The 19242-nt window shown below is 60.3% G+C and carries 21 protein-coding genes; 4 read left to right on the forward strand and 17 right to left on the reverse strand.

The annotated features are described in order from the left end of the window. Positions 1-818: 818 nt before the first annotated feature. From FDY95_RS10060 to FDY95_RS10110, 11 genes are all read right to left on the reverse strand, one after another. The gene (locus FDY95_RS10060) at positions 819-1580 is read right to left on the reverse strand and encodes an IS5 family transposase (RefSeq protein ID WP_138077372.1); all 762 of its coding nucleotides are present in this window, start codon (positions 1578-1580) and stop codon (positions 819-821) included. A 150-nt stretch (positions 1581-1730) separates the two neighbouring features. Next, the gene (locus tag FDY95_RS10065; protein ID WP_138077374.1) at positions 1731-2243 is read right to left on the reverse strand and encodes an NADH-quinone oxidoreductase subunit J family protein; all 513 of its coding nucleotides are present in this window, start codon (positions 2241-2243) and stop codon (positions 1731-1733) included. A gap of 181 nt (positions 2244-2424) precedes the next feature. Further along, positions 2425-3000, reverse strand: a complete 576-nt coding sequence (locus FDY95_RS10070) for a NuoI/complex I 23 kDa subunit family protein (RefSeq protein WP_138077376.1) — start codon at positions 2998-3000, stop codon at positions 2425-2427. A 13-nt stretch (positions 3001-3013) separates the two neighbouring features. Next, positions 3014-4156 carry an NADH-quinone oxidoreductase subunit NuoH gene (gene nuoH, locus FDY95_RS10075; RefSeq protein ID WP_138077378.1) on the reverse strand — a complete coding sequence of 381 codons (1143 nt, stop codon included), beginning with the start codon at positions 4154-4156 and terminating at the stop codon, positions 3014-3016. A gap of 130 nt (positions 4157-4286) precedes the next feature. After that, the gene (locus FDY95_RS10080) at positions 4287-5294 is read right to left on the reverse strand and encodes a 2Fe-2S iron-sulfur cluster-binding protein (RefSeq protein ID WP_138077380.1); all 1008 of its coding nucleotides are present in this window, start codon (positions 5292-5294) and stop codon (positions 4287-4289) included. A 207-nt stretch (positions 5295-5501) separates the two neighbouring features. Continuing rightward, the gene (gene nuoF, locus FDY95_RS10085) at positions 5502-6842 is read right to left on the reverse strand and encodes an NADH-quinone oxidoreductase subunit NuoF (RefSeq protein WP_138077382.1); all 1341 of its coding nucleotides are present in this window, start codon (positions 6840-6842) and stop codon (positions 5502-5504) included. Between the two features lie 18 nt (positions 6843-6860). After that, a complete protein-coding gene (locus FDY95_RS10090; RefSeq protein ID WP_138077384.1) occupies positions 6861-7427 on the reverse strand; it encodes an NADH-quinone oxidoreductase subunit NuoE family protein in 567 nt (188 codons plus the stop codon). Positions 7428-7437: 10 nt separating this feature from the next. Further along, the gene (nuoD, locus tag FDY95_RS10095; RefSeq protein WP_138078036.1) at positions 7438-8628 is read right to left on the reverse strand and encodes an NADH dehydrogenase (quinone) subunit D; all 1191 of its coding nucleotides are present in this window, start codon (positions 8626-8628) and stop codon (positions 7438-7440) included. A gap of 173 nt (positions 8629-8801) precedes the next feature. Further along, positions 8802-9371, reverse strand: a complete 570-nt coding sequence (locus FDY95_RS10100) for an NADH-quinone oxidoreductase subunit C (RefSeq protein WP_138077386.1) — start codon at positions 9369-9371, stop codon at positions 8802-8804. Positions 9372-9450: 79 nt separating this feature from the next. Continuing rightward, on the reverse strand, positions 9451-10008 hold the full coding sequence (locus FDY95_RS10105) for an NADH-quinone oxidoreductase subunit B (RefSeq protein ID WP_138077388.1): 558 nt from the start codon (positions 10006-10008) through the stop codon (positions 9451-9453). Between the two features lie 89 nt (positions 10009-10097). Beyond that, positions 10098-10484, reverse strand: a complete 387-nt coding sequence (locus tag FDY95_RS10110; protein WP_138077390.1) for an NADH-quinone oxidoreductase subunit A — start codon at positions 10482-10484, stop codon at positions 10098-10100. A 198-nt stretch (positions 10485-10682) separates the two neighbouring features. Between FDY95_RS10110 and FDY95_RS10115 the strand changes: the two genes are divergently transcribed. Then, positions 10683-11282 carry a Uma2 family endonuclease gene (locus FDY95_RS10115; protein ID WP_171025626.1) on the forward strand — a complete coding sequence of 200 codons (600 nt, stop codon included), beginning with the start codon at positions 10683-10685 and terminating at the stop codon, positions 11280-11282. 48 nt (positions 11283-11330) lie between these two features. Here FDY95_RS10115 and FDY95_RS10120 read toward each other — a convergent pair whose 3' ends face one another. Both FDY95_RS10120 and pruA read right to left on the reverse strand, forming a co-directional pair. Further along, positions 11331-11900 (reverse strand): hypothetical protein, encoded by a 570-nt coding sequence (locus FDY95_RS10120; RefSeq protein WP_138077394.1) that lies wholly within the window; start codon positions 11898-11900, stop codon positions 11331-11333. A gap of 106 nt (positions 11901-12006) precedes the next feature. Continuing rightward, on the reverse strand, positions 12007-13671 hold the full coding sequence (pruA, locus tag FDY95_RS10125) for an L-glutamate gamma-semialdehyde dehydrogenase (protein ID WP_138077396.1): 1665 nt from the start codon (positions 13669-13671) through the stop codon (positions 12007-12009). A 165-nt stretch (positions 13672-13836) separates the two neighbouring features. Between pruA and FDY95_RS10130 the strand changes: the two genes are divergently transcribed. Then, entirely contained in the window at positions 13837-14556 is a 720-nt protein-coding gene (locus FDY95_RS10130; RefSeq protein ID WP_138077398.1) for an SIMPL domain-containing protein, read from the forward strand. A gap of 9 nt (positions 14557-14565) precedes the next feature. Here FDY95_RS10130 and FDY95_RS10135 read toward each other — a convergent pair whose 3' ends face one another. From FDY95_RS10135 to FDY95_RS10150, 4 genes are read right to left on the reverse strand one after another with little or no spacing between them, the layout of a single operon-like run. Then, positions 14566-15258, reverse strand: coding sequence for a YjjG family noncanonical pyrimidine nucleotidase (locus FDY95_RS10135; protein WP_138077400.1), 693 nt, complete (start codon positions 15256-15258; stop codon positions 14566-14568). 20 nt (positions 15259-15278) lie between these two features. After that, entirely contained in the window at positions 15279-15962 is a 684-nt protein-coding gene (locus FDY95_RS10140; RefSeq protein WP_138077402.1) for a hypothetical protein, read from the reverse strand. 1 nt (position 15963) lies between these two features. Beyond that, positions 15964-16284 carry a (2Fe-2S) ferredoxin domain-containing protein gene (locus FDY95_RS10145; protein WP_138077404.1) on the reverse strand — a complete coding sequence of 107 codons (321 nt, stop codon included), beginning with the start codon at positions 16282-16284 and terminating at the stop codon, positions 15964-15966. An 18-nt stretch (positions 16285-16302) separates the two neighbouring features. Next, positions 16303-16815, reverse strand: coding sequence for an ArsR/SmtB family transcription factor (locus FDY95_RS10150; protein ID WP_317129485.1), 513 nt, complete (start codon positions 16813-16815; stop codon positions 16303-16305). Here FDY95_RS10150 and FDY95_RS10155 point away from each other — a divergent pair. Together FDY95_RS10155 and FDY95_RS10160 are read left to right on the forward strand one after the other, a co-directional pair. Continuing rightward, entirely contained in the window at positions 16814-17491 is a 678-nt protein-coding gene (locus tag FDY95_RS10155; protein WP_138077408.1) for a carboxypeptidase-like regulatory domain-containing protein, read from the forward strand. The genes FDY95_RS10150 and FDY95_RS10155 overlap by 2 nt on opposite strands. Before the next feature lie 325 nt (positions 17492-17816). Continuing rightward, positions 17817-19193 (forward strand): NAD(P)/FAD-dependent oxidoreductase, encoded by a 1377-nt coding sequence (locus tag FDY95_RS10160; protein ID WP_138077410.1) that lies wholly within the window; start codon positions 17817-17819, stop codon positions 19191-19193. The last annotated feature ends 49 nt before the right edge of the window (positions 19194-19242 follow it).

Genomic DNA, 19242 nt, shown 5'->3' on the forward strand with positions numbered 1-19242 from the left:
TGGCCATGCACCACGTCCGCATTCAACTCGTCATTGACGAGCATAATCGACGATGCACCATGTATTAGACCACCGCTTAATGATGAAGGGGTATTCTTTGACTTTACCAGCGTTGCGCACTTTTTGCACTGGTAATTATTAGTGCCGACTTCCCCTAGGTTATGCCAAGAATGACTGCTCCCGGCAGGACAGTTAAGACTACTTGGTGTATTGTTCCCTTGAATTAGGGTCTTACACTTCTTGCATTGATAATTGTTCATTTTAACTGAATTGAAATGGGCTTACTCTAATCGGTTTTCAGCATTCCCGGTTACCTTACTAATGCCTATTGATAAACATATGGATAGTAAACTAACGCTGCAATGTATACTTATGCATAAGTAGATTGCAAGGGGTTTAGAGCGTGTTGGGATTTCTGAAAAGCCCATTTGCACGTTCTATTTCCACAGGCTCAGCATGACCAAAACCTAAATTTTTAAATACGCTCTTGCGATACGATGATTCTACCCTTGATTGGACTTGCTTTCGGAGTGGTGGTCAGCTCTCTTCTCGGAGCAGCGGTTATTGCCGTGCACCCCAGATGGAAGCTTGCCCCGACTAACATCACCTTGTTTGTCGTCGGCTCTTTTACGGCTGCAATATGCTCGTCTCTCATCTATACCTGGATTGTTGCGGATGAAAACCGGCGCTTGCATTCCTCAACAGCAGTTACTGGTTATCTAGTAACACTTTTGGTAGCCACCCTACTGGGTGGCACGTTGTCAACTTTCATTGGCAGGAAATTATTCAGGCCTTCTGAATAGGGCCTTGCTGTGGAATCAGAGTAGCCGGTTGAGGCAAAGCGTGACATTGGCCCAGAGGATCCACGCCGCATGGCTTTCGGGCGTGTACTCGTAATCCATGGCGAGGCGGCGGAAGAAATTCAGCCAAGCAAACGTGCGCTCTACCACCCAACGGCAGCCCACCGGGACGAAGCCGCGGACAGAAGGCGGTCGGCTGCTCACCTCGTGCCGCAGCCCACGGGCGAGCAGCCCTTCAGCAAAGTGGCCCCGGTACGCCCGGTCCGTCACCACGGTTGTCAGGCGCGGCCCCCATTGCCGCCTTTCCAACAAGAGCGGGGCGGCACCGCGGCTGTCGTGCTGGTTGGCCGCGTGCGTGCGGCAAGCCCAGACGCGGCCCTGCCGGTCCACCAGCACCTGGCGCTTGCGCCCGTTGACGCATTTGCCTCCGTCCGTGCCGCGGTGCTCGGCAATGCGCGGAGCAAGCTTGACACTTTGGCTATCCAGACACAGCACCGCCGGCGAGGCCGCCTGCCCGTGCGCTTGCCGGTCGGCTTCATTGAGCGCCCGGTTCAGGCGCTGTAGCGTGCCGTCCTGCTGCCAGCGGCGGAAATAGTAGTACACGGCCGTCCACTTGGGAAACGCGGCCGGCAAGCTGCGCCACTGGCAACCTGTGCGGCACACGTACAAGACCGCGTCTACCACGCGCCGCAAGCACAAGCGCCGTTTGCGTTGCACGGGCAAAAGCCGCAACATACCTTGCCACTGCGAGTCAGTGAGGGGTTGATAGCCGTCAACCATAATGCGAACGGAAGCCTAGGAACTCCCGCCGCAACTTACTGGCTCGTTTTCTTTTACCGCAACACCAATTCCCCAACAGGCTCTAGAAAAAAACGCCGGCGGCGCCCGATTTCTCAGGCGCCGCCGGCGTTTTCTAGTATGAGAAGAAGCTCAGAAGTGCCGCTCCCCAGTTTCGCGCTTGCCCAGCATCACCGAGCCCACCATGGCCACCAGGAACAGCACCGAGGCCAGCTCAAACGGCAGCAGGTACTGCCGGTAGAGCACCAGGCCCAGGCGGCTCACCATCCCGATCTGCGAATCGAAGCTGGCCGCGTCGGCCCCCACGGGGTTCACGTTGCGCAGGGCGGCAATGAGCACCAGCAGCAACATGCCGCCGGCAATGGCCCCGGCCACCTTCGCCAGGCCCGATTTATTGGGTTCCGTGTCGGCGTTCAGGTTCAGGAACATCACCACGAACAGGAACAGCACCATGATGGCGCCGGCGTACACGATGATGTTCACCGCCGCCAGAAACTGCGCGTTCAGCATTAGGTAGTGCCCCGAAATAGCGAAGAACGTCAGGATCAGGAACAGCACCGAGTGCATCGGGTTTTTGGCAAACACCACGCCCAGGGCGCTCAGCAGCGCCACGAAAGCCAGAAAGTAGAAAAGGGAGTTACCCATAATAGGGGAGGGGAAGTGCGAAACTTCAAAAGAAAATTAGCCCGTCATGTCGAGTTTGTCGAGACATCTCGCGTGCTGATGCTGGGTAGTAAACTCAACGAGAAGATTACTATCCGGCGAGATTGGCTACGCCGACCTTCGGGTCCTCGGCTGCGCTCGGAATGACGGTCTGTTGCGTCAATTAAGCATCCATGCCGGCCATGCGGCGGGCCAGGGCTTCGGCCTGCTCGGCGGTGAGCTGAATGCCGCGCTTGGAGCGGGCGTTCGGGTCGACGGGCTCCACCAGGCGGTCCTTGCCGTAGATGAATTCGTCGCGCTCGAAGCGGGGCGGGGCCATCTTGTCGGCCTGCAGGTAGATGGCTGCTTTAGGGCAGGCTTCCTCGCAGAGGCCGCAGAAGATGCAGCGCAGCATGTTGATTTCGTAGCTGACAGCGTACTTCTCCTCGCGGTACAGGTTCTGCTCGCCCTTTTTCCGCTCGCCGGCCACCATCGTAATGGCTTCGGCCGGGCAGGCCACGGCGCAGAGGCCGCAGGCGGTGCAGCGCTCCTTGCCCTGCTCGTCGCGCTTGAGCACGTGCAGCCCCCGGAACGTGGGCGACATCGGCCGCAGCTCCTCGGGGTAGCGGATGGTGGCTTTCTTGGAGAAGAAGTGCTTGAGCGTGATGCCCATGCCCGTGAGGATGGCCGGCAGGTAAGCCCGCTCGGCCAGCGTCATGGGCTTCTTCGCCATGTGCTTCGATCTATTGGTCAGTTTCATAGGGAAGTCGTTGTTAGCGGCGGGCGACCGTGCGCACCTCCGTGGGCACGGCTTCTTTCGAAATTTCCCGCTTGGGCTCCTTCGAGCCGAAGAACAGGATGAAAGCGCCGGTCAGCAGGATGTTCAGGATGGCAATGGGGAAGAGCATCGTCCAGCCCAGGCGCATCAGCTGGTCGTAGCGGAAGCGCGGCAGCGTCCAGCGCACCCACATGAAGAAGAAGATGAAGAAGAAAATCTTCGCGAACAGCGTCACCGTGCCCAGGATGGTCACCACGTTGTGGGCAAACAGCTCACTCTGCGAGGACGTGAGGTAGTTGTAGAGCAGATGCTCGCCGGGGAAGCTGAAGCCGCCGAAGTACAGCGTGCTCATCACGGCCGAGGCCACGAACACGTTGATGTACTCGGCGAACAGGTACAGGCCCATTTTCATCGACGAGTACTCGGTGTGGTAGCCACCTACCAGCTCGGTTTCGCACTCGGGCAGGTCAAAGGGCGTGCGGTTCGTTTCGGCGAAGGCGCAGACGATGAAGATGATAAAGCCCAGCGGCTGGTACACGATGTTCCAGAGGCCATCGTACTGCTGCAGGGCAATTTCGCGCAGGCTCAGCGTGCCGGTTACCATCAGCAGGGCAATCAGCGCCATACCCATGGCCAGCTCGTAGCTCACGGCCTGGGCGGCCGCGCGGATAGCGCCGAGCAACGAGAACTTGTTGTTGGAGGCCCAGCCGCCAATCATCAGCCCATACACGCCCAAGGACACCACGCCGAACACGTACAGCATCCCGATGTTGACCTCGATGGCCTGCAGGCGAATTACGTCGCCGTTGCCCAGCAGCAGGGTATTGCCGAAGGGAATGACGGCCGAAGCCATCAGCGCCGTGGTCATGGCCAGGCAGGGGCCGAACACGAACAAGGCGCGGTTGGCACCGGCGGGGAAGAATTCCTCCTTGGTGAACAGCTTCACGGCATCGGCCAGGGGCTGCAGCAGGCCGTAGGGGCCGGCGCGGTCGGGGCCGACGCGGTCCTGCAGAAAGGCCGCCACCACGCGCTCGGCGTAGGTGGAGTAGGTGGCAATCAGCAGGGAAATGCCGAATACAGCCAGAATGACGAGGCTCTGCCAGGAAATGACGAAGGACGTCAGGGCGGAAAAATCCATTGCGTGAAGTTAATCTGCCTGTCATCCTGAGCAAAGCGAAGGACCTTATCACGCTTGCGCGTCAGGCGTCAGGTAAATTGCTATCTGACGTGGTAAGGTCCTTCGCTTTGCTCAGGATGACAGATGATTGTTATCTGCCGAGTTTCAGCGGCGGGTTGTTTTCCAGGTCGCGGACCGAGCTTTCGGGCAGGTCGGCAATGACTTGCGGGTTCACCACCGGCAGCTCGTAGTGGTTGGCCGAAATGACGGAGCTGCTGTCGATGTGGGCCGGGCCTTCCAGGGTCCAGTCGGCCGTTTCCTTTTTCTCGAAGCGGCACTCGTTGCAGATCCACTCCTTTACCTCGCCGTACTCGTCCTTGCGGGCCGTTACGCGCAGCACGTCCTTGCCCTTGTACCAGAGCACCACATTGCCCGAGCACTTCGGGTTGCCGCAGTCACGGTGGGCATTGACGGGCTTCGTGAACCACACGCGCGACTTGAAGCGCCAGGTTTTGTCGGTCAGGGCGCCCACCGGGCACACGTCGATGACGTTGCCGGAGAAGTCCTGGTCGATGATGTTGTCGATGTAGGTGCCGATTTCGGCGGCGTCGCCGCGGCCCAGCACGCCGTGCACGCGGCGCTCCGTGAGCTGGTCGGCCGTGTACACGCAGCGGTAGCACAGGATGCAGCGCGTCATGTGCAGCTGGATGTAGGGGCCGATGTCGATTTTCTCGAAAGTGCGGCGCTCCTCTTCGTAGCGGGTGGTGGCCACACCATGCTCGAAGGCGAAGTTCTGCAAATCACACTCGCCGGCCTGGTCGCAGACCGGGCAATCCAGCGGGTGGTTGATGAGCAGCATCTCCACGATGCCCTTGCGCACGTCGAGCACCGACTGGTTGGTGGTATTTTCCACCACCATGCCGTCCTGCACCGTGGTGATGCACGAGGGCACCAGCTTGGGCATGGGGCGCGGATCCTTGGCCGAGCCGGCTGCCACCTTCACCAGGCAGGCGCGGCACTTGCCGCCCGTCCCTTTGATGGGGGTGTAGTAGCACATGGCCGGCGGCACGATGTTTCCCCCGATTTTACGGGCGGCGTTCAGGATAGTGGTACCGTCCGGTACTTCTATCTCGATGCCGTCGAAGGTTATTTTAGCCATTTGGGTCTGAGTCGTATGAGGGGCGTCGGCCGCTTGGGTTTCATCTCACCAGAACGTCATTCCGAGCTTGTCGAGGAATCTCGCGTGCTGATGGAGGATACTAAATTTCTCGTCAGACGAGAAGGTTACTATCCAGCGAGATGTCTCGGCTTCGCTCGACATGACGTTCTTGTTGGTCGAGTAGCGGCAGACGTTCAAAGTTAAGCCTTATACCAAAGCTGCTTTCGCGGAGAAGTACGCGCCGGGGCGGGTGGCTTCCTTGGGGTTGGTCACGTGCCACTCGAACTCGTGGCGGAAGTGGCGCACGGCGGCGGCCACCGGCCAGGCAGCGGCTTCACCGAGCGGGCAGATGGTGTTGCCCTCGATTTGCTTGGCCACGCTTACCAGCAGGTCGATGTCGTGCATGTGGCCGTGGCCGTGCTCGAGGCGGTGCAGCACCTTTTCCAGCCAGCCCGTACCCTCGCGGCAGGGCGAGCATTGCCCGCACGACTCGTGGTGGTAGAAGCGGGAGAAGCTCCAGGTGTTGCGCACGATACAGGTCGTCTCGTCCATGGCAATGAAGCCGCCCGAGCCGAGCATGGTACCCGTCACGAAGCCGCCGTCGGAGAGGGACTCGTAGGTCATCAGGCGGTTTTCACCGGCGGCCGTCTTCAGAATCAGCTCCTTGGGCAGAATCGGCACCGAGGAGCCGCCTGCTACTACCGCTTTCAGGTCGCGGCCTTTCCAGATGCCGCCGCAGTACTCGTCGGAGTAGATGAACTCCTCCACGGGCACGCCCAGCTCGATTTCGTAGATGCCCGGCTTGTTGAGGTGGCCGCAGGCCGAAATCAGCTTGGTGCCGGTGCTCTTGCCGATGCCGATTTTGGCGTATTCGTCGCCACCGTCATTGACGATGGGCACTACCGCGGCAATGGATTCCACGTTGTTGACCACCGTGGGGCGGGCGTAGAGGCCCTGCACGGCCGGGAATGGGGGCTTGTTGCGCGGGTTACCGCGCTTGCCTTCCAAGGACTCCAGCAGGGCGGTTTCCTCACCGCAGATGTAGGCGCCGCCGCCGGGATGCACGTGCAAGTCCAGGTCGTAGCCCGAGCCCAGGATGTTCTTGCCCAGGTAGCCCTTGGCGTAAGCCTCGGCAATGGCGCGTTCCAGGATGCGCAGCACGTAGAGCAGCTCCCCGCGGATGTAGATATACGAGGTGTTGGCGCCCAGCGCGTACGAGCTCGTAATCATGCCCTCGATGAGCAGGTGCGGCAGCTTGGTCATCAGCTCCCGGTCCTTGAAGGTGCCCGGCTCCGACTCATCGGCGTTGCACACCAGATGGCGCGGTACGCCCTCCGGCTTGGCCAGGAAGCTCCACTTCATGCCCGTGGGGAAACCGGCGCCGCCGCGGCCGCGCAGGCCCGACTTTTTCACCTCTTCCACCACCTCGTCGGGGGTCATCGTCTTCAGGGCCTTCTCCACCGAGCGGTAGCCGCCGTGTTTGCGGTATACCTCGAAGGTGTCGATGCCGGGGACGTTAATATGTTCGGTCAGTAGCTTGCGGCCCATGACGGTCAGTGCTTGAGGTTATTGTTGCGAATGCGCCAGGCCGGTCTGCTCCCAGGGCAGCAGCGGGCGGTGCACCAGGTTGCGCAGCTCCGCGAGCATGGCGTCCACCGCTTCCGGCGTGTCCAGCTGCTCGTAGTACTTCTCGCGCACCTGCACGATGGGCGCCGTGCCGCAGGCGGCCAGGCATTCCACTTCTTTCAGAGTAAACAGGCCGTCGGACGAGGTTTCGCCCACTTTCGCGCCGGTCAGGCGCTCCAGCTGGGCGGTCAGCTCGTCGGAGCCGCGCAGCATGCAGGGACCGGTGCGGCAGATTTCCAGCACGTGCTGGCCCACCGGCTTGAGGTTGAACATGGTGTAGAACGAGGACACCTCGTACACCTCGATGGGCAGGATGCCGATGGTTTCAGCCACCAGGTCCTGCACTTCCGGGCTCACCCAGCCGCCAAACTCCGCCTGCGCGATGTGCAGGATGGGCAGCAGGGCCGACTTGCGGCGCTCGGCGGGGTAGTGCTCAAACAGACGGGCAATTTCGGCCTTGGCGGCTTCGGAGAATTGCGGCTTTACGGTCGCGGTTGTCGATTCCATTAGCAGCAGGTTAAGCGTCCAGCTCGCCAGCAATGACGTTCATGGAACTCAGGGTAATGATGGCGTCGGAGAGGGTCGAGCCTACCACCATTTCGGGGTAAGCCTGGTAGTAGATGTAGCAGGGCCGGCGGAAATGCAGGCGGTAGGGCGTGCGCCCGCCGTCCGAAATCAGGTAGAAGCCCAACTCGCCGTTGCCGCCTTCCACGGAGTGGTACACCTCGCCCACCGGGGCGTCGATTTCGCCCATGATGATTTTGAAGTGGTAAATCAGCGCCTCCATGTTGCGGTACACCTCCTGCTTGGGCGGGAGGTAGTAGTGCGGGGCGTCGGCGTGGTAGGGGCCTTCGGGCAGGTTCTCGAGGGCCTGGTTGATGATGCGCAGGCTCTGCCAGATTTCCTCGTTGCGCACCAGGTACCGGTCGTAGGTGTCGCCGTTGGTGCCCACCGGAATTTCGAAGTCGAAGTCCTGGTACGAGGAGTAGGGGTTCATCACCCGCACGTCGTAGTCGACGCCGGCAGCGCGCAGGTTCGGGCCGGTGAAGCCATAGTTCAGGGCGCGCTCGGCCGAAATCGGACCCACGTTGATGGTGCGGTCCATGAAGATGCGGTTGCGGTCGAACAGGTTCTGGAACTCGCGCATCACCGCTGGGAAGCGTTTCAGCCAGGTGCGCAGCTTCTCCAGCGCCACCGGCGACATATCCCGCTCCATGCCGCCCACGCGGCCCATGTTGGTGGTCAGGCGTGAGCCGCACACCTCCTCGTAGATTTCGTAGATGTTTTCGCGCTCCTCAAACAGGTAGAGGAAGCCCGAAAACGCGCCGGTGTCCACGCCCAGGATGCCGTTGCAGACCAGGTGGTCGGCAATGCGGGCCAGCTCCATCATGATGACGCGGATGTACTGGGCGCGCTTGGGCACTTCCACGCCCAGCAGCTTTTCCACCGTCATGTGCCAGCCCATGTTGTTGATGGGGCTGGAGCAGTAGTTCATGCGGTCCGTCAGCGGCGTAATCTGGTAGAACGGGCGCCGCTCGGCAATCTTCTCGAAAGCCCGGTGGATGTAGCCGATGGTGGGCACGCCGGAAATGATTTTCTCGCCATCCATTTGCAGGATGTTCTGGAAAATGCCGTGCGTGGCCGGGTGCGTGGGGCCCAGGTTCAGCGTGGTGAGGTCGGTACCGAAGTCCTCGGTCTTGGTGACCATCACGCCGCGCTGCTGTTGCTGCGCCACCTCGTGGTGAATATGCTCCGTCGCGGTCAGTGCGTCGTTCGTTGCCATATCAGTTAGTACTGAGTAGAGAGTATTGAGTAGTGAGTATCGATGGGCGAGAAAATGAATTCTCAGTACTCAATACTCGGTACTCCATACTAATCAGGTTATCGGCCGAAGAAGAGGTCGGTTTTGTCTTCGCGGGTGCCGTCTTCCAGCGGGTACTCCTTGCGCATGGGGTGGTAGTCCATGTCCTCCACGTTCAGGATGCGGATGAGGTTGGGGTGCCCGGTGAAGATGATGCCGTAGAAGTCGTAGGCTTCGCGCTCCATCCAGTTGGCGGTGGCGTAGATGTCGGTCATCGTGGGCACCACCGGGTCGGCGATGGGGAAGAAGATTTTCAGGCGCAGCCGGATGTTGTGGATCATGCTGTGCAGCTGGTACACCACGCTCAGCTCCTCATCCTTGCGCTCGGGCCAGTGCACGCCGCACATGGTGGTGAGGAAGTTGAGCAGCAGCTCCTTCTCGCCGTGCAGCACGTCCAGGATTTCGTGGATGCGGTGGCGGCTGACGGTGGCGGTGAGCAGGCCGTAGGGCTCCTCCACGTCCGAAAACGTATCGGCGCCGAACAACGCGTGCAGGCGCGCCAGCAACTGCTCGTTGCTGATGGCCGCGTGGGCTTTCACGTAATCCGCCGCCTTGGCCTGGGCCGCCGGCGAAGTGTTGAGGTCGGTCATTGCTTGGTATTAGGTAGTGAGTAGTCGGTAGTCAGACGGCTGCTAAGCTTTTGTCCGACTACCGACTACCTGATACCGACTACTTGATGTTGTAAGACGCCAGCAGGGCCTGGTACTCGGGCGAGTTGCGGCGGCGGATCGACTCGTTTTTGGCCAGCTCCTGCACGCGCATCAGGCCTTCGAGCACCTGCTCGGGGCGGGGCGGGCAGCCGGGCACGTACACGTCGACGGGGATGATGCGGTCGATGCCCTGGAGCACGGAGTAGCTGTCGAAGATGCCGCCCGAGGAGGCGCAGGCGCCCATGGCCAGCACCCAGCGGGGCTCGGCCATCTGCTCGTACACCTGCTTCACGATGGGGGCCATCTTCTTGGCGATGGTGCCCATCACCATCAGCAAATCGGCCTGCCGGGGCGAGAAGGACGGGCGCTCCGAGCCGAAGCGCGAAATGTCGTAGTGGGCGCCCATGGTGGCCATGAACTCGATGCCGCAGCAGGAGGTGGCGAAGGGCAGGGGCCACAGGGAGTTGGCGCGGGCAATGCCCACCACCTTGTCCAGCGAGGTAGCGAAGAAACCGGCGCCCTCAACCCCATCCGGGGCGGCTACGGTTTTGATTTCAGGAACGCGGGTATCACTCATGACGAAATGGTCTCAGTTGGAAGTAAGCGGGGCGGCAACTCCAGTTTTCCGAACACCAGCCCGGAAATAAAGGTTTGACGGTCTTTCGCTTAGTTCTGCCACCGCAGGATGCCTTTCTTGACGATGTAGTAGAAGCCGGCCAGCAGCAGGCCCATGAACATGAGCATTTCCACGAAGCCGAACATGCCCAGCTCGCGGAAATTCACGGCCCAGGGGTACATGAAGATGACCTCCACGTCGAAGAGCACGAAGAGGATGGCCGTCAGGAAGTACTTCACCGAAATCGGGGTGCGGGCGTTGCCCACCGACTCGATGCCGCACTCGAACGAGGCGTCCTTCACCTTGGAGTTGCGCTTCGGGCCCACGAGGTGGGACACCACCATCGAGAAGGCCACGAAGGCCAGGGCGAGGCCAAACTGGATGAGAATCGGCAGGTAATCGGCCGGTTGGTAGGCAACGGGAGTGGCTAACAGCATGGCAGCAGGAACGGTTGTGCTGTTGAAAAAAGGCATTGGCGGCAAAGGTAGGACGAAAACCGGGGGGGTGCAACGAAACCAAGGAGTAGGGCGGCGTATCTTTGGAGAAACTGCGCGGCGGGGCGAATGATGTCGGCACTCATTAACAAACGACGCCAGTTTGCGAACTTCCAGCACAAACTTGCTTGCTCTCTGACTATGGCTCACCTTCAGCTCGATAAGAAGCGTATCTATACAGTAGAAGAGTATCTGGCGCTGGAAGAGGTGTCAGAAGTACGCCATGAATTCTATCAAGGCGAAATCTTCGCCATGACAGGCGCTTCGTTACCGCACAACCGGGTGCTGGGCAACAGCTACATGGCGCTAATGAATCGTTTGAATCTGGATTCCTGCGAAGCTTTTGTCGACGGTGCTCTGGTTGAAATCAGCGCTGACTGCTTCCTGTACCCGGATGTAGTAGTGTCCTGCCACGACGAAGACTTGGCCTCTGACCGCATTCTGCGCTATCCGTCAGTTATCATCGAAGTCCTTTCGCCCAAAACCGCCGACTACGACCGTACCAGCAAGTTGCGGCTGTACCAGCAACTGCCTTCGCTGCAGCATTACGTGCTGATCCGCCAGGATTACTGTTGGGTGGATTGCCTGACGCGAAATGCCGATGAATGGAGCTTGCGCGTGTATGATTCGCTGGCGGATGAGTTGGAGCTGTCGGCGTTGGGTATCCGAATTCCGCTGGCGGAATTATACAAGCGGGTTAAGCTGGGTAACCCACCACAGCTTCGTCCTGATATGCAATAGTGATAGAAGCAAAAGCCTCTTAGTCAAAGGCGGCTTTTCTATTACTAGTCAAAACTTAAAAGAGCTATGGGTATATGCCATCTGTACTACCCAACCATTATTACGCTTTTGACAAAGAACATATTTGCTACTACCTCCGCCTTCATCAGACCAAGTGAGTTGAAAGAATGCTTTGGAAAAATCTTTGTTGAAAACCACTCTAGAAAGCCTGTAAGCAGTGGGTACATCATCTTTAGATGATGCAATTTTTGGCGTAAATGCTGCGTGTGCCGCTATTTGCTGGATAGGTAATGTAATAGTCGAATGACGCGTCTGAGACCAGTTAGTGGTGTCATTCAGTAGGCGTATAAAATCAGGTGACACCTCGTGTTCCTGAGTAAGCTTAGATACTATTTTCTTAGAAGGATGCGGAAAGCTCAACGAGTCATAAATGCCGATTGTGTCTTGCTTGGTAATTGAATTGTGTGAAGTGGGTTTCGTTATTTGGCCAAAAACTGACGCCAGTAAGCTGGCTTCTTGCTGTTTATAATATCTCGAATCAGGAAGGTGATGCGGCAAAGGATGGGAGCAGCCTAAACAGTAAAAGCCCAGCGCTAAGAGTAACGCGAATAATTTCATCAGATGATCAAAGGCTCGTTGCAGAATAGCCCAATCTAACCAGCAAAAACAAAAAAGCCGCCCCGGTCACCCGGGGCGGCTTTCGTTTCTAACCGTCAGCGGCCGATTACAGGCCTTTGTCACGGTTCAGGTCTTCGGCCGGGGCGCTGCCCAGGAAGGGGTAGCGGTAGTCCACGGGCGGCACGAAGGTTTCCTTGATGGTGCGCGGCGACACCCAGCGCAGCAGGTTCAGGATGGAGCCGGCCTTGTCGTTGGTGCCGGAGGCGCGGGCCCCGCCGAAGGGCTGCTGGCCCACCACGGCGCCGGTGGGCTTGTCGTTGATGTAGAAGTTGCCGGCCGCGTGCACCAGCTTCTTGGTGGCCAGGTCCACGGCGTAGCGGTCCTTGGCGAAGATGGCGCCGGTCAGGGCGTAGGGCGAGGTGCCGTCCACCAGCTCCAGGGTCTTCTCAAACTGCTGCGAGTCGTACACGTGCAGGGTCAGCACCGGGCCGAAGAGCTCCTCGCACATGGTCACGTACTGCGGGTCCTTGGCCACCAGCACGGTCGGCTCGATGAAGTAGCCCTTGGACTTGTCGTAGCCGCCGCCGGCCAGGATTTCCACGCCCTCGTCGTTCTTGGCGTTGTCGAGGTACTTGGCCAGCTTGTCGAACGACTTCTCATCGATGACGGCGTTGATGAAGTTCGAGAAGTCCTCCACGTCGCCCATCTTGAACGACTTCAGGTCTTCCACCAGGTAGCGGCGCACGTCGTCCCAGAGGTTCGAGGGAATGTAGGCGCGGGAGGCAGCCGAGCACTTCTGACCCTGGAACTCGAAGGCGCCGCGGCTAATGGCGGTGGCTACCTCCTTGGCGTTGGCCGAGTGGTGGGCCAGGATGAAGTCCTTGCCGCCGGTTTCGCCCACCACGCGGGGGTAGGAGCGGTACTTCGACACGTTCTCGCCGATGGTTTTCCAGATGCCGTTGAACACCCCGGTGGAACCGGTGAAGTGGATGCCGGCAAAGTCGCGGTGCTTGAAGATGACTTCCCCGGCGGTGGGGCCGTCCACGAACACCAGGTTGATGACGCCGTCGGGCGCGCCGGCCTCCTGGAACAGCTCCATCAGCACCTGGGCCGAGTAGATCTGGGTGTTGGCGGGCTTCCAAACCACCACGTTGCCCATCATAGCCGGGGCGGCGGGCAGGTTGGCGGCAATGGAAGTGAAGTTGAACGGCGTCAGCGCGAACAGGAAGCCTTCCAGCGGGCGGTGCTCCAGGCGGTTCCACATGCCGGGCGCCGACTCGGGCTGCTGCTGGTAGATCTGCTGCATGAAGTGCACGTTGAACCGGAAGAAGTCAATCAGCTCGCAGGCCGCGTCGATTTCGGCCTGGAACGCGTTCTTGCTCTGGCCCAGCATGGTGGCCGCGTTCAGCCGGGCGCGGTAGGGGCCGGCCAGCAGGTCGGCGGCTTTCAGGAAGACGGCGGCGCGCTCCTCCCAAGCCAGCTCCGCCCAGCGCGGACGGGCGGCCAGCGCGGCATCAATGGCCTGCTGCACGTGCTCGGCCGCGCCCAGGTGGAACTGCCCGAGGGTGTGGCTGTGGTCGTGGGGCGGGCTGATGCGCTGCACGTTGCCGGTGCGCACCTCCTGGCCGCCGATGTACATCGGAATGTCGCGCTCCTGGCTTTTGAGCGTTTTGAGCATGGCTTGCAGCTCGGCGCGCTCCGGGGAGCCGGGGGCGTAGCCCTTCACGGGCTCGTTCTTGGGGGCGGGGACGTTGAAAAAGCCGTTGGCCATAGCGGGGAATGTCAGGGGCTTGGTGAAGGCAGGGATTGAGCGGGCAAAGATAGACCCGGCAGGGGAACGAAAGGCTGGCAGGTCCTGAGCACGGACCGGTCCACCGCGCCCATCGGCCGCAATATTCGCCGCTGACAATCCGTTCAGCCCGGAAATTGTTTGTGTATGCGCCTTCCTCTCTGCCTCAGCGGCCTGCTGGCCCTGGCCTCCTGTACTCCCCAAACCACCACTACCGCCCCGGTGCGCCAGATAAAGGTGTCCGGCTACGGCACCGTCACGGCCTACCCCGACCTGGCCGAAATTACCGTGGAGGTGTCCTTCACCAAGCCTCGGCTCAAGGACGCCACCGTGGAAACGCAGGCCGTGGTGGAGCAGGTCATGGCCGCCTCGCGCCCCTTCATCAAGACCAAGGAGGATCTGCGCATCAGCCACGTTTCCACCAACAAAGAGTACGACTACGTGCGCGGCAAAGAGGTCTTTCTGGGCTTCGAGGCCACGCAGTCCCTCACCGTGCAGCTGGCCGACCTCAACCGCCTGGAAGAGTACATGGAAGCCCTATTGCAAACCCGCATCAGCCGCATCAAGAGCCTGACCTATGCGCACTCCAAAGCCGACAGCCTGCACCGGGAAGCCCACATGATTGCCCTGCGCAACGCCCTCAAATCGGCCGATAAGCTCTGCGGCGTGCTGGGCACCAAGCGCGGCGCGGTGCTGGAAGTCACCGAAGACGGGTACGGCAGCAGCTCGTCGGACGACGGCTGGGGCCGCCCCCGCCCCGTGGATATGGAGCTGTACGGCAAGGGCATGGGCGGCCGCAGCTTCAAGCTCACGCCGGACCTGATGCACTTCGGCGGGACGGTGCAGGCCGCGGTGGCGCTGGAGTAGCGGCTGCGGCTACAAAAAACCCTTCAATTCGCTCAGACAGCTGATTTCGTACGTCACCTCGGCCGTATGGCGGCGCTTGTCGGGGTTGAAATACACCTGGTCGATGCCCGCGTTGTAGGCGCCCAGCACGTCGCACTCCAGGTTGTCGCCAATCATCAGGCTCTCGGCGGCCGTGGTGCCGGCGCGTTCCAGGGCGTGCTCGAAGATGCGGCGGTCGGGTTTCAGGCAGCCGCTGGACTCGGAGGTTACGACTTCCCGGAAGTAATCCGTCAGCTGAGAGGAAGCCAGCTTGATGTGCTGCACGTCCTGAAAGCCGTTGGTAATCAGGTGCAGCGTGTACTTACCCCGCAGGTAATCAAGCACCTCGTGGGTGTAGGGAAACACCGCCGACTTCAGCGGCAGAATATCGGTGAACTGGGCCGAAATCTGCGCCGGGACTTCATTTTCAGGCACGCCCAGCTTGGCCAGGCTGCGCACGAACCGAATGTCGCGCAGCTCTTGCTGGCTGATCTTATTGGCCTGGTACATGCGCCACAAGGCGTGATTCACTTCGCTGTAGCGGGCAATAAATTCTTCGACCGGGAAGCCGTAGCGGGCGAAATCGTGCAGCGCGTAGAGGTGGCGCAGGGTTTCGTCGGCATTTTTCTCGAAGTCCCAGAGCGTGTGGTCGAGGTCGAAGAAGAGGTGGCGGTAGGTTTTCATGCAACAGATAAACAGTAGAGCTACGCAAATAGCTTCACTCTGAAGGGGAGCCAAACGGCAGGTTCTCCGGCTACTTGGTCGGTGTAAGCGGCTACCCGCTGACAGTCGGCTTGGTTGAGGAAGAGGCCGTATTCGTTCAGGGCAATGCCGAACTGGTCTTGGTATTCTTGCTCCAGGACGTTGTACGAAGAAGGTTCGTAGCCGCCGTGGTCCAGAAGGCCAAGCAGATCATAGCCGATAACGGTTCCGGCATCAGGTTCCGGCAGGCGTCGTTGCAGCAACCGATGCAAGTCGAGCGTCACCGAAGGATACGCTTGTGTTTGCTCTAGGGCAGCAGGGTAAAAGCTCTCGTCAAGAAACAGGCCCAGCAGCTGTATCTGGGGCAACGACGACAGGAAAAGCTTTTTGAATTCCAGGGCCTTGGCCTGGCTCGTAAAGAAGCCCGGGTAGCCGTAGTTTCCCTGCTCGTATTCTTGCTCCGTCCAGGTGTGCAAGGCCTCCAGCGTTGGCTCGTCAGGTCGGAAGTTCTTGATTTTGGCAAACTGCCGCTTGCTGTACCACCAACGCAGGCCCCACTCGGCATCCGGATAAACGTAGCTGATATAGCGGCTAACCGACCACGTGCGGCTGGTATACGTGTGCCCGTTGACGGTGCCGCGTTCGTGCTTGGGAATAATCAGGTAGTAGCCGGCGCAGAAATACATACTACGGCTCAATCTGCAACCGCTTCACCGGCTGGTTGTTGCCCAGGTGCTGGCCCACGAGGTCGGCGGCGTCCTTAGGCTGCACGTCGCCGTACCAGATGTCCTCGGGGTACACCACCAGGGCGGCGCCGTTGCCCTTCTTGCAGTGCTTGCACACGTCGAGGCAGCCGGTGGTCTGCACCCGATTTTTGCGCTTTTTGCCGCCGAGCAGCAGGCTTTTCAGGTCCTGCTTTTTCAGCTCCTTCTTGAGGGCCTTGGCTACGTCCTTGCCGACCTCGCTTTTCTGGTTGGTGCAGACGAACAAATGATGCTGGTATTTCATGGCGTGCTGAGCGCCGCCCTACGGCCGCGGCGTGCCGGTCCAGTGGCGGTTTTGCAGCTTATACGCGGCCAGCTCGCGGTTCGACCAGAGCGTCTGGTAGGTCTTCTGGTCTTTCTGCAGCTGCTGGTCGCGCTCCATGTAGCTGAGGTGCTGCTGCAGCAACTCGGCGTATTCGTCCTTGATGAAGTAGAACATCCAGTTGTCGAGCCGGCGGAAATTCACCAAACCTGCATTCTTCAGGGCCGATAATTGCCGGGAGACTTTCGTCTGGGTGAAATCCAGCACCTGCTCCAGGTCGGAAATGCACATTTCCTGGTTGCGCCAGAGCAAATGCAGGATTCGCACCCGCGACTCATCGCCTAACGCTTTATATAAGCCGAGCCCGAATGCAACGGAAAAGTGTTTGAGACGCATCTTTTGACCAGCCGCCGGGTTATGTAGCCGGCGGCCCCTGGCCACGAAGGTACGCCAGGGCCACCCGAAGCCCCGCGAAAGCGCCCTATCTTTGCTTATCCCGCAACCCGCTGACATGCCCCTGATTGCCCGTTTTCACCTCCTGACGTTGTCGTTGCTGCTCGTGCTGGCCGCCGCGCTGCTGCCCGCCCGCAGTGCCCGGGCGCAGGGCCAGCGGCAGGTCGTCCAGTTTTCCGGCATCATCGCCACCGGCGACTCCTTGCTGGGCGTGCCCGGCGCCGCCGTATTCGTGCCCAAAGCCGGCCGCGGCACCAGCACCAACGCCTACGGCTACTTCTCGCTGCCCGTGCTGGCCGGCGACTCCATCGTCATCCGTAGCCTGGGCTACCGCAACCAGTACGTGGTCATTCCGCCCGACTACCCGCGGCAGAGCTATTCCGTCATCGTGCAGCTTAAGGAAGACGCCACGGTGCTGCCGGAGGTGCGCATCTTCCCCTACGTGACCGAAAAGGACTTCAAGCGCGCCTTCCTGGCCCTGAAGCTGCCGCAGGAGCGGGGCACGGCCACCGCCGAAAACCTCAACGAGCAGATCATGCGGCGCATCTTCCTGAACGCGCCCGTCACCAGCATGGCCAACTACCGCCAGACCATGCAGATGCAGCAGCTCGACCAGCAGCGTAAGTACGGCACCGCCCCCAACCCCTACAGCAATAACCCGCTGCTGAACCCCTTCAGCTGGCTGCAGCTGATCAACCAGATCAAAAACGGCGACTTCAAGAAGAAGGACGAGTAAGCGCAGACGGTTCATTCCGCCGTCATTGCGAGCGAAGCGAAGCAATCTTTCCTCCAGTAGCAGAAACGATACAAGTAGCGCTGCCCGAATCTGTCGTTTACAGGTTCGGGCAGCGCTATTTTCGGTTAGTGCGTACTGTGCCGTTGTGCTACTGGAGGAAAGATTGCTTCGCTCTGCTCGCAATGACCTCCTAAACCCTGCCGCCTGCTGCCTTGTTGTGAGGAGTGGCGCGCAACCAGCGGCGCGGTTTCGCGGTAAAGTCTGACCAGGCCGCAATGTGCCACCGCGGGTTTACCTTGGCCCGCCTCAATATCAGGTTTGCCTTATGGACACGAACCTTCCCAAATCGGCGCATCCGCGCTTGGTTATCATCGGTTGCGGCTTTGCCGGCCTGCGCCTGGCGCAGGCGCTCAAGCACGACCCGGTGCAAATTGTAGTCATCGACCGCCACAACTACCACAACTTTCAGCCCCTGCTCTACCAGGTGGCCACCGGCGCGCTGGAAGCCGACAGCATTGCCTACCCCATCCGCAAAATCTTCGCCGGGCAGAAAAACTTCTTTTTCCGCCTCGCCGACGTGGAGCGGGTGAACACCGAGGCCAAAACGGTGCACACCAACATCGGCGACATCAGCTACGACTACCTCGTCATTGCCACCGGCTCGCTCACCAACTTCTTCGGCATCGAGAGCATCGAGCGGAATGCCATGCAGATCAAGAGCATTCCGAATGCCCTGAACCTGCGCAGCTACATCTTCCAGAACTTCGAGAAGGCCCTGCTCACCTCCGACCCCCAGCAGCGTGAGGCGCTGCTGAACATCGTGGTGGTAGGCGGCGGCCCCACGGGCGTGGAAATCAGCGGCTCGCTGGCCGAAATGCGCCGCACGGTGCTGCCCAAGGACTACCCCGAGCTGGACCTCTCGCAGATGAAAATCATCCTGGTGGAGGCCGGTCCGGCCTTGCTCGGGCCCATGTCGAAACAGTCGCAGGACGACGCGCTGGGCTACCTGCAGAAGCTGGGCGTGGAAGTGCGCCTGAACACCGGCATCAAGCGCTTCGAGGACTGCCGCGCCTACTATTCCGACGCGGAGTTCATTCCGACCGAAAACCTGATCTGGGCCGCGGGCGTGAACGGGGCCGCCCTGGCGGGCCTGCCCGAAGCCACCGTCACGCGCAACAAGCGCGTCAACGTGAACCGCTGGAACGAGGTGGAGGGCCTGCCGGGCGTCTTCGCCATCGGCGACGTGGCCAACATGGTGACCGAAGAAATGCCCAAGGGTCTGCCCATGCTGGCCCCCGTGGCCCAGCAGCAGGCCGACCATCTGGCCCACAACCTGCGCCGCCTCGCCAAGGGCCAAACGCCCGAGCCGTTCAACTACTTCAACAAGGGCGTCATGGCCATCGTGGCCCGCAACAAGGCCGTGGTGGATTTGCCCAAAAACGTGCATTTCCGCGGCTTCTTCGGCTGGCTGACCTGGCTGTTCGTCCACCTGATGACGCTCGTCGGCTTCCGCAACAAGGTGGTGGCCCTCATCGACTGGGCCTTCAGCTACTGGAACTCCGACAAAGCCCTGCGCCTCATCATCCGCCCCTTCAACCGCCGCGACGTGAAAGACGACAAGGGCAAGCGCGCCGCCGAGCACCAGACCGCCACTGCCGAATACAACCCCACGCCGCCCGCCATTCAGTCGCCGGCCGCCTGATGAGCAGTTCGGCGCGTGGGCGAGATGAAGTGAGGCGAGCGGTATAAGC

It is taken from the genome of Hymenobacter jeollabukensis, assembly GCF_005771675.1.
GTDB lineage: Bacteria > Bacteroidota > Bacteroidia > Cytophagales > Hymenobacteraceae > Solirubrum > Solirubrum jeollabukense.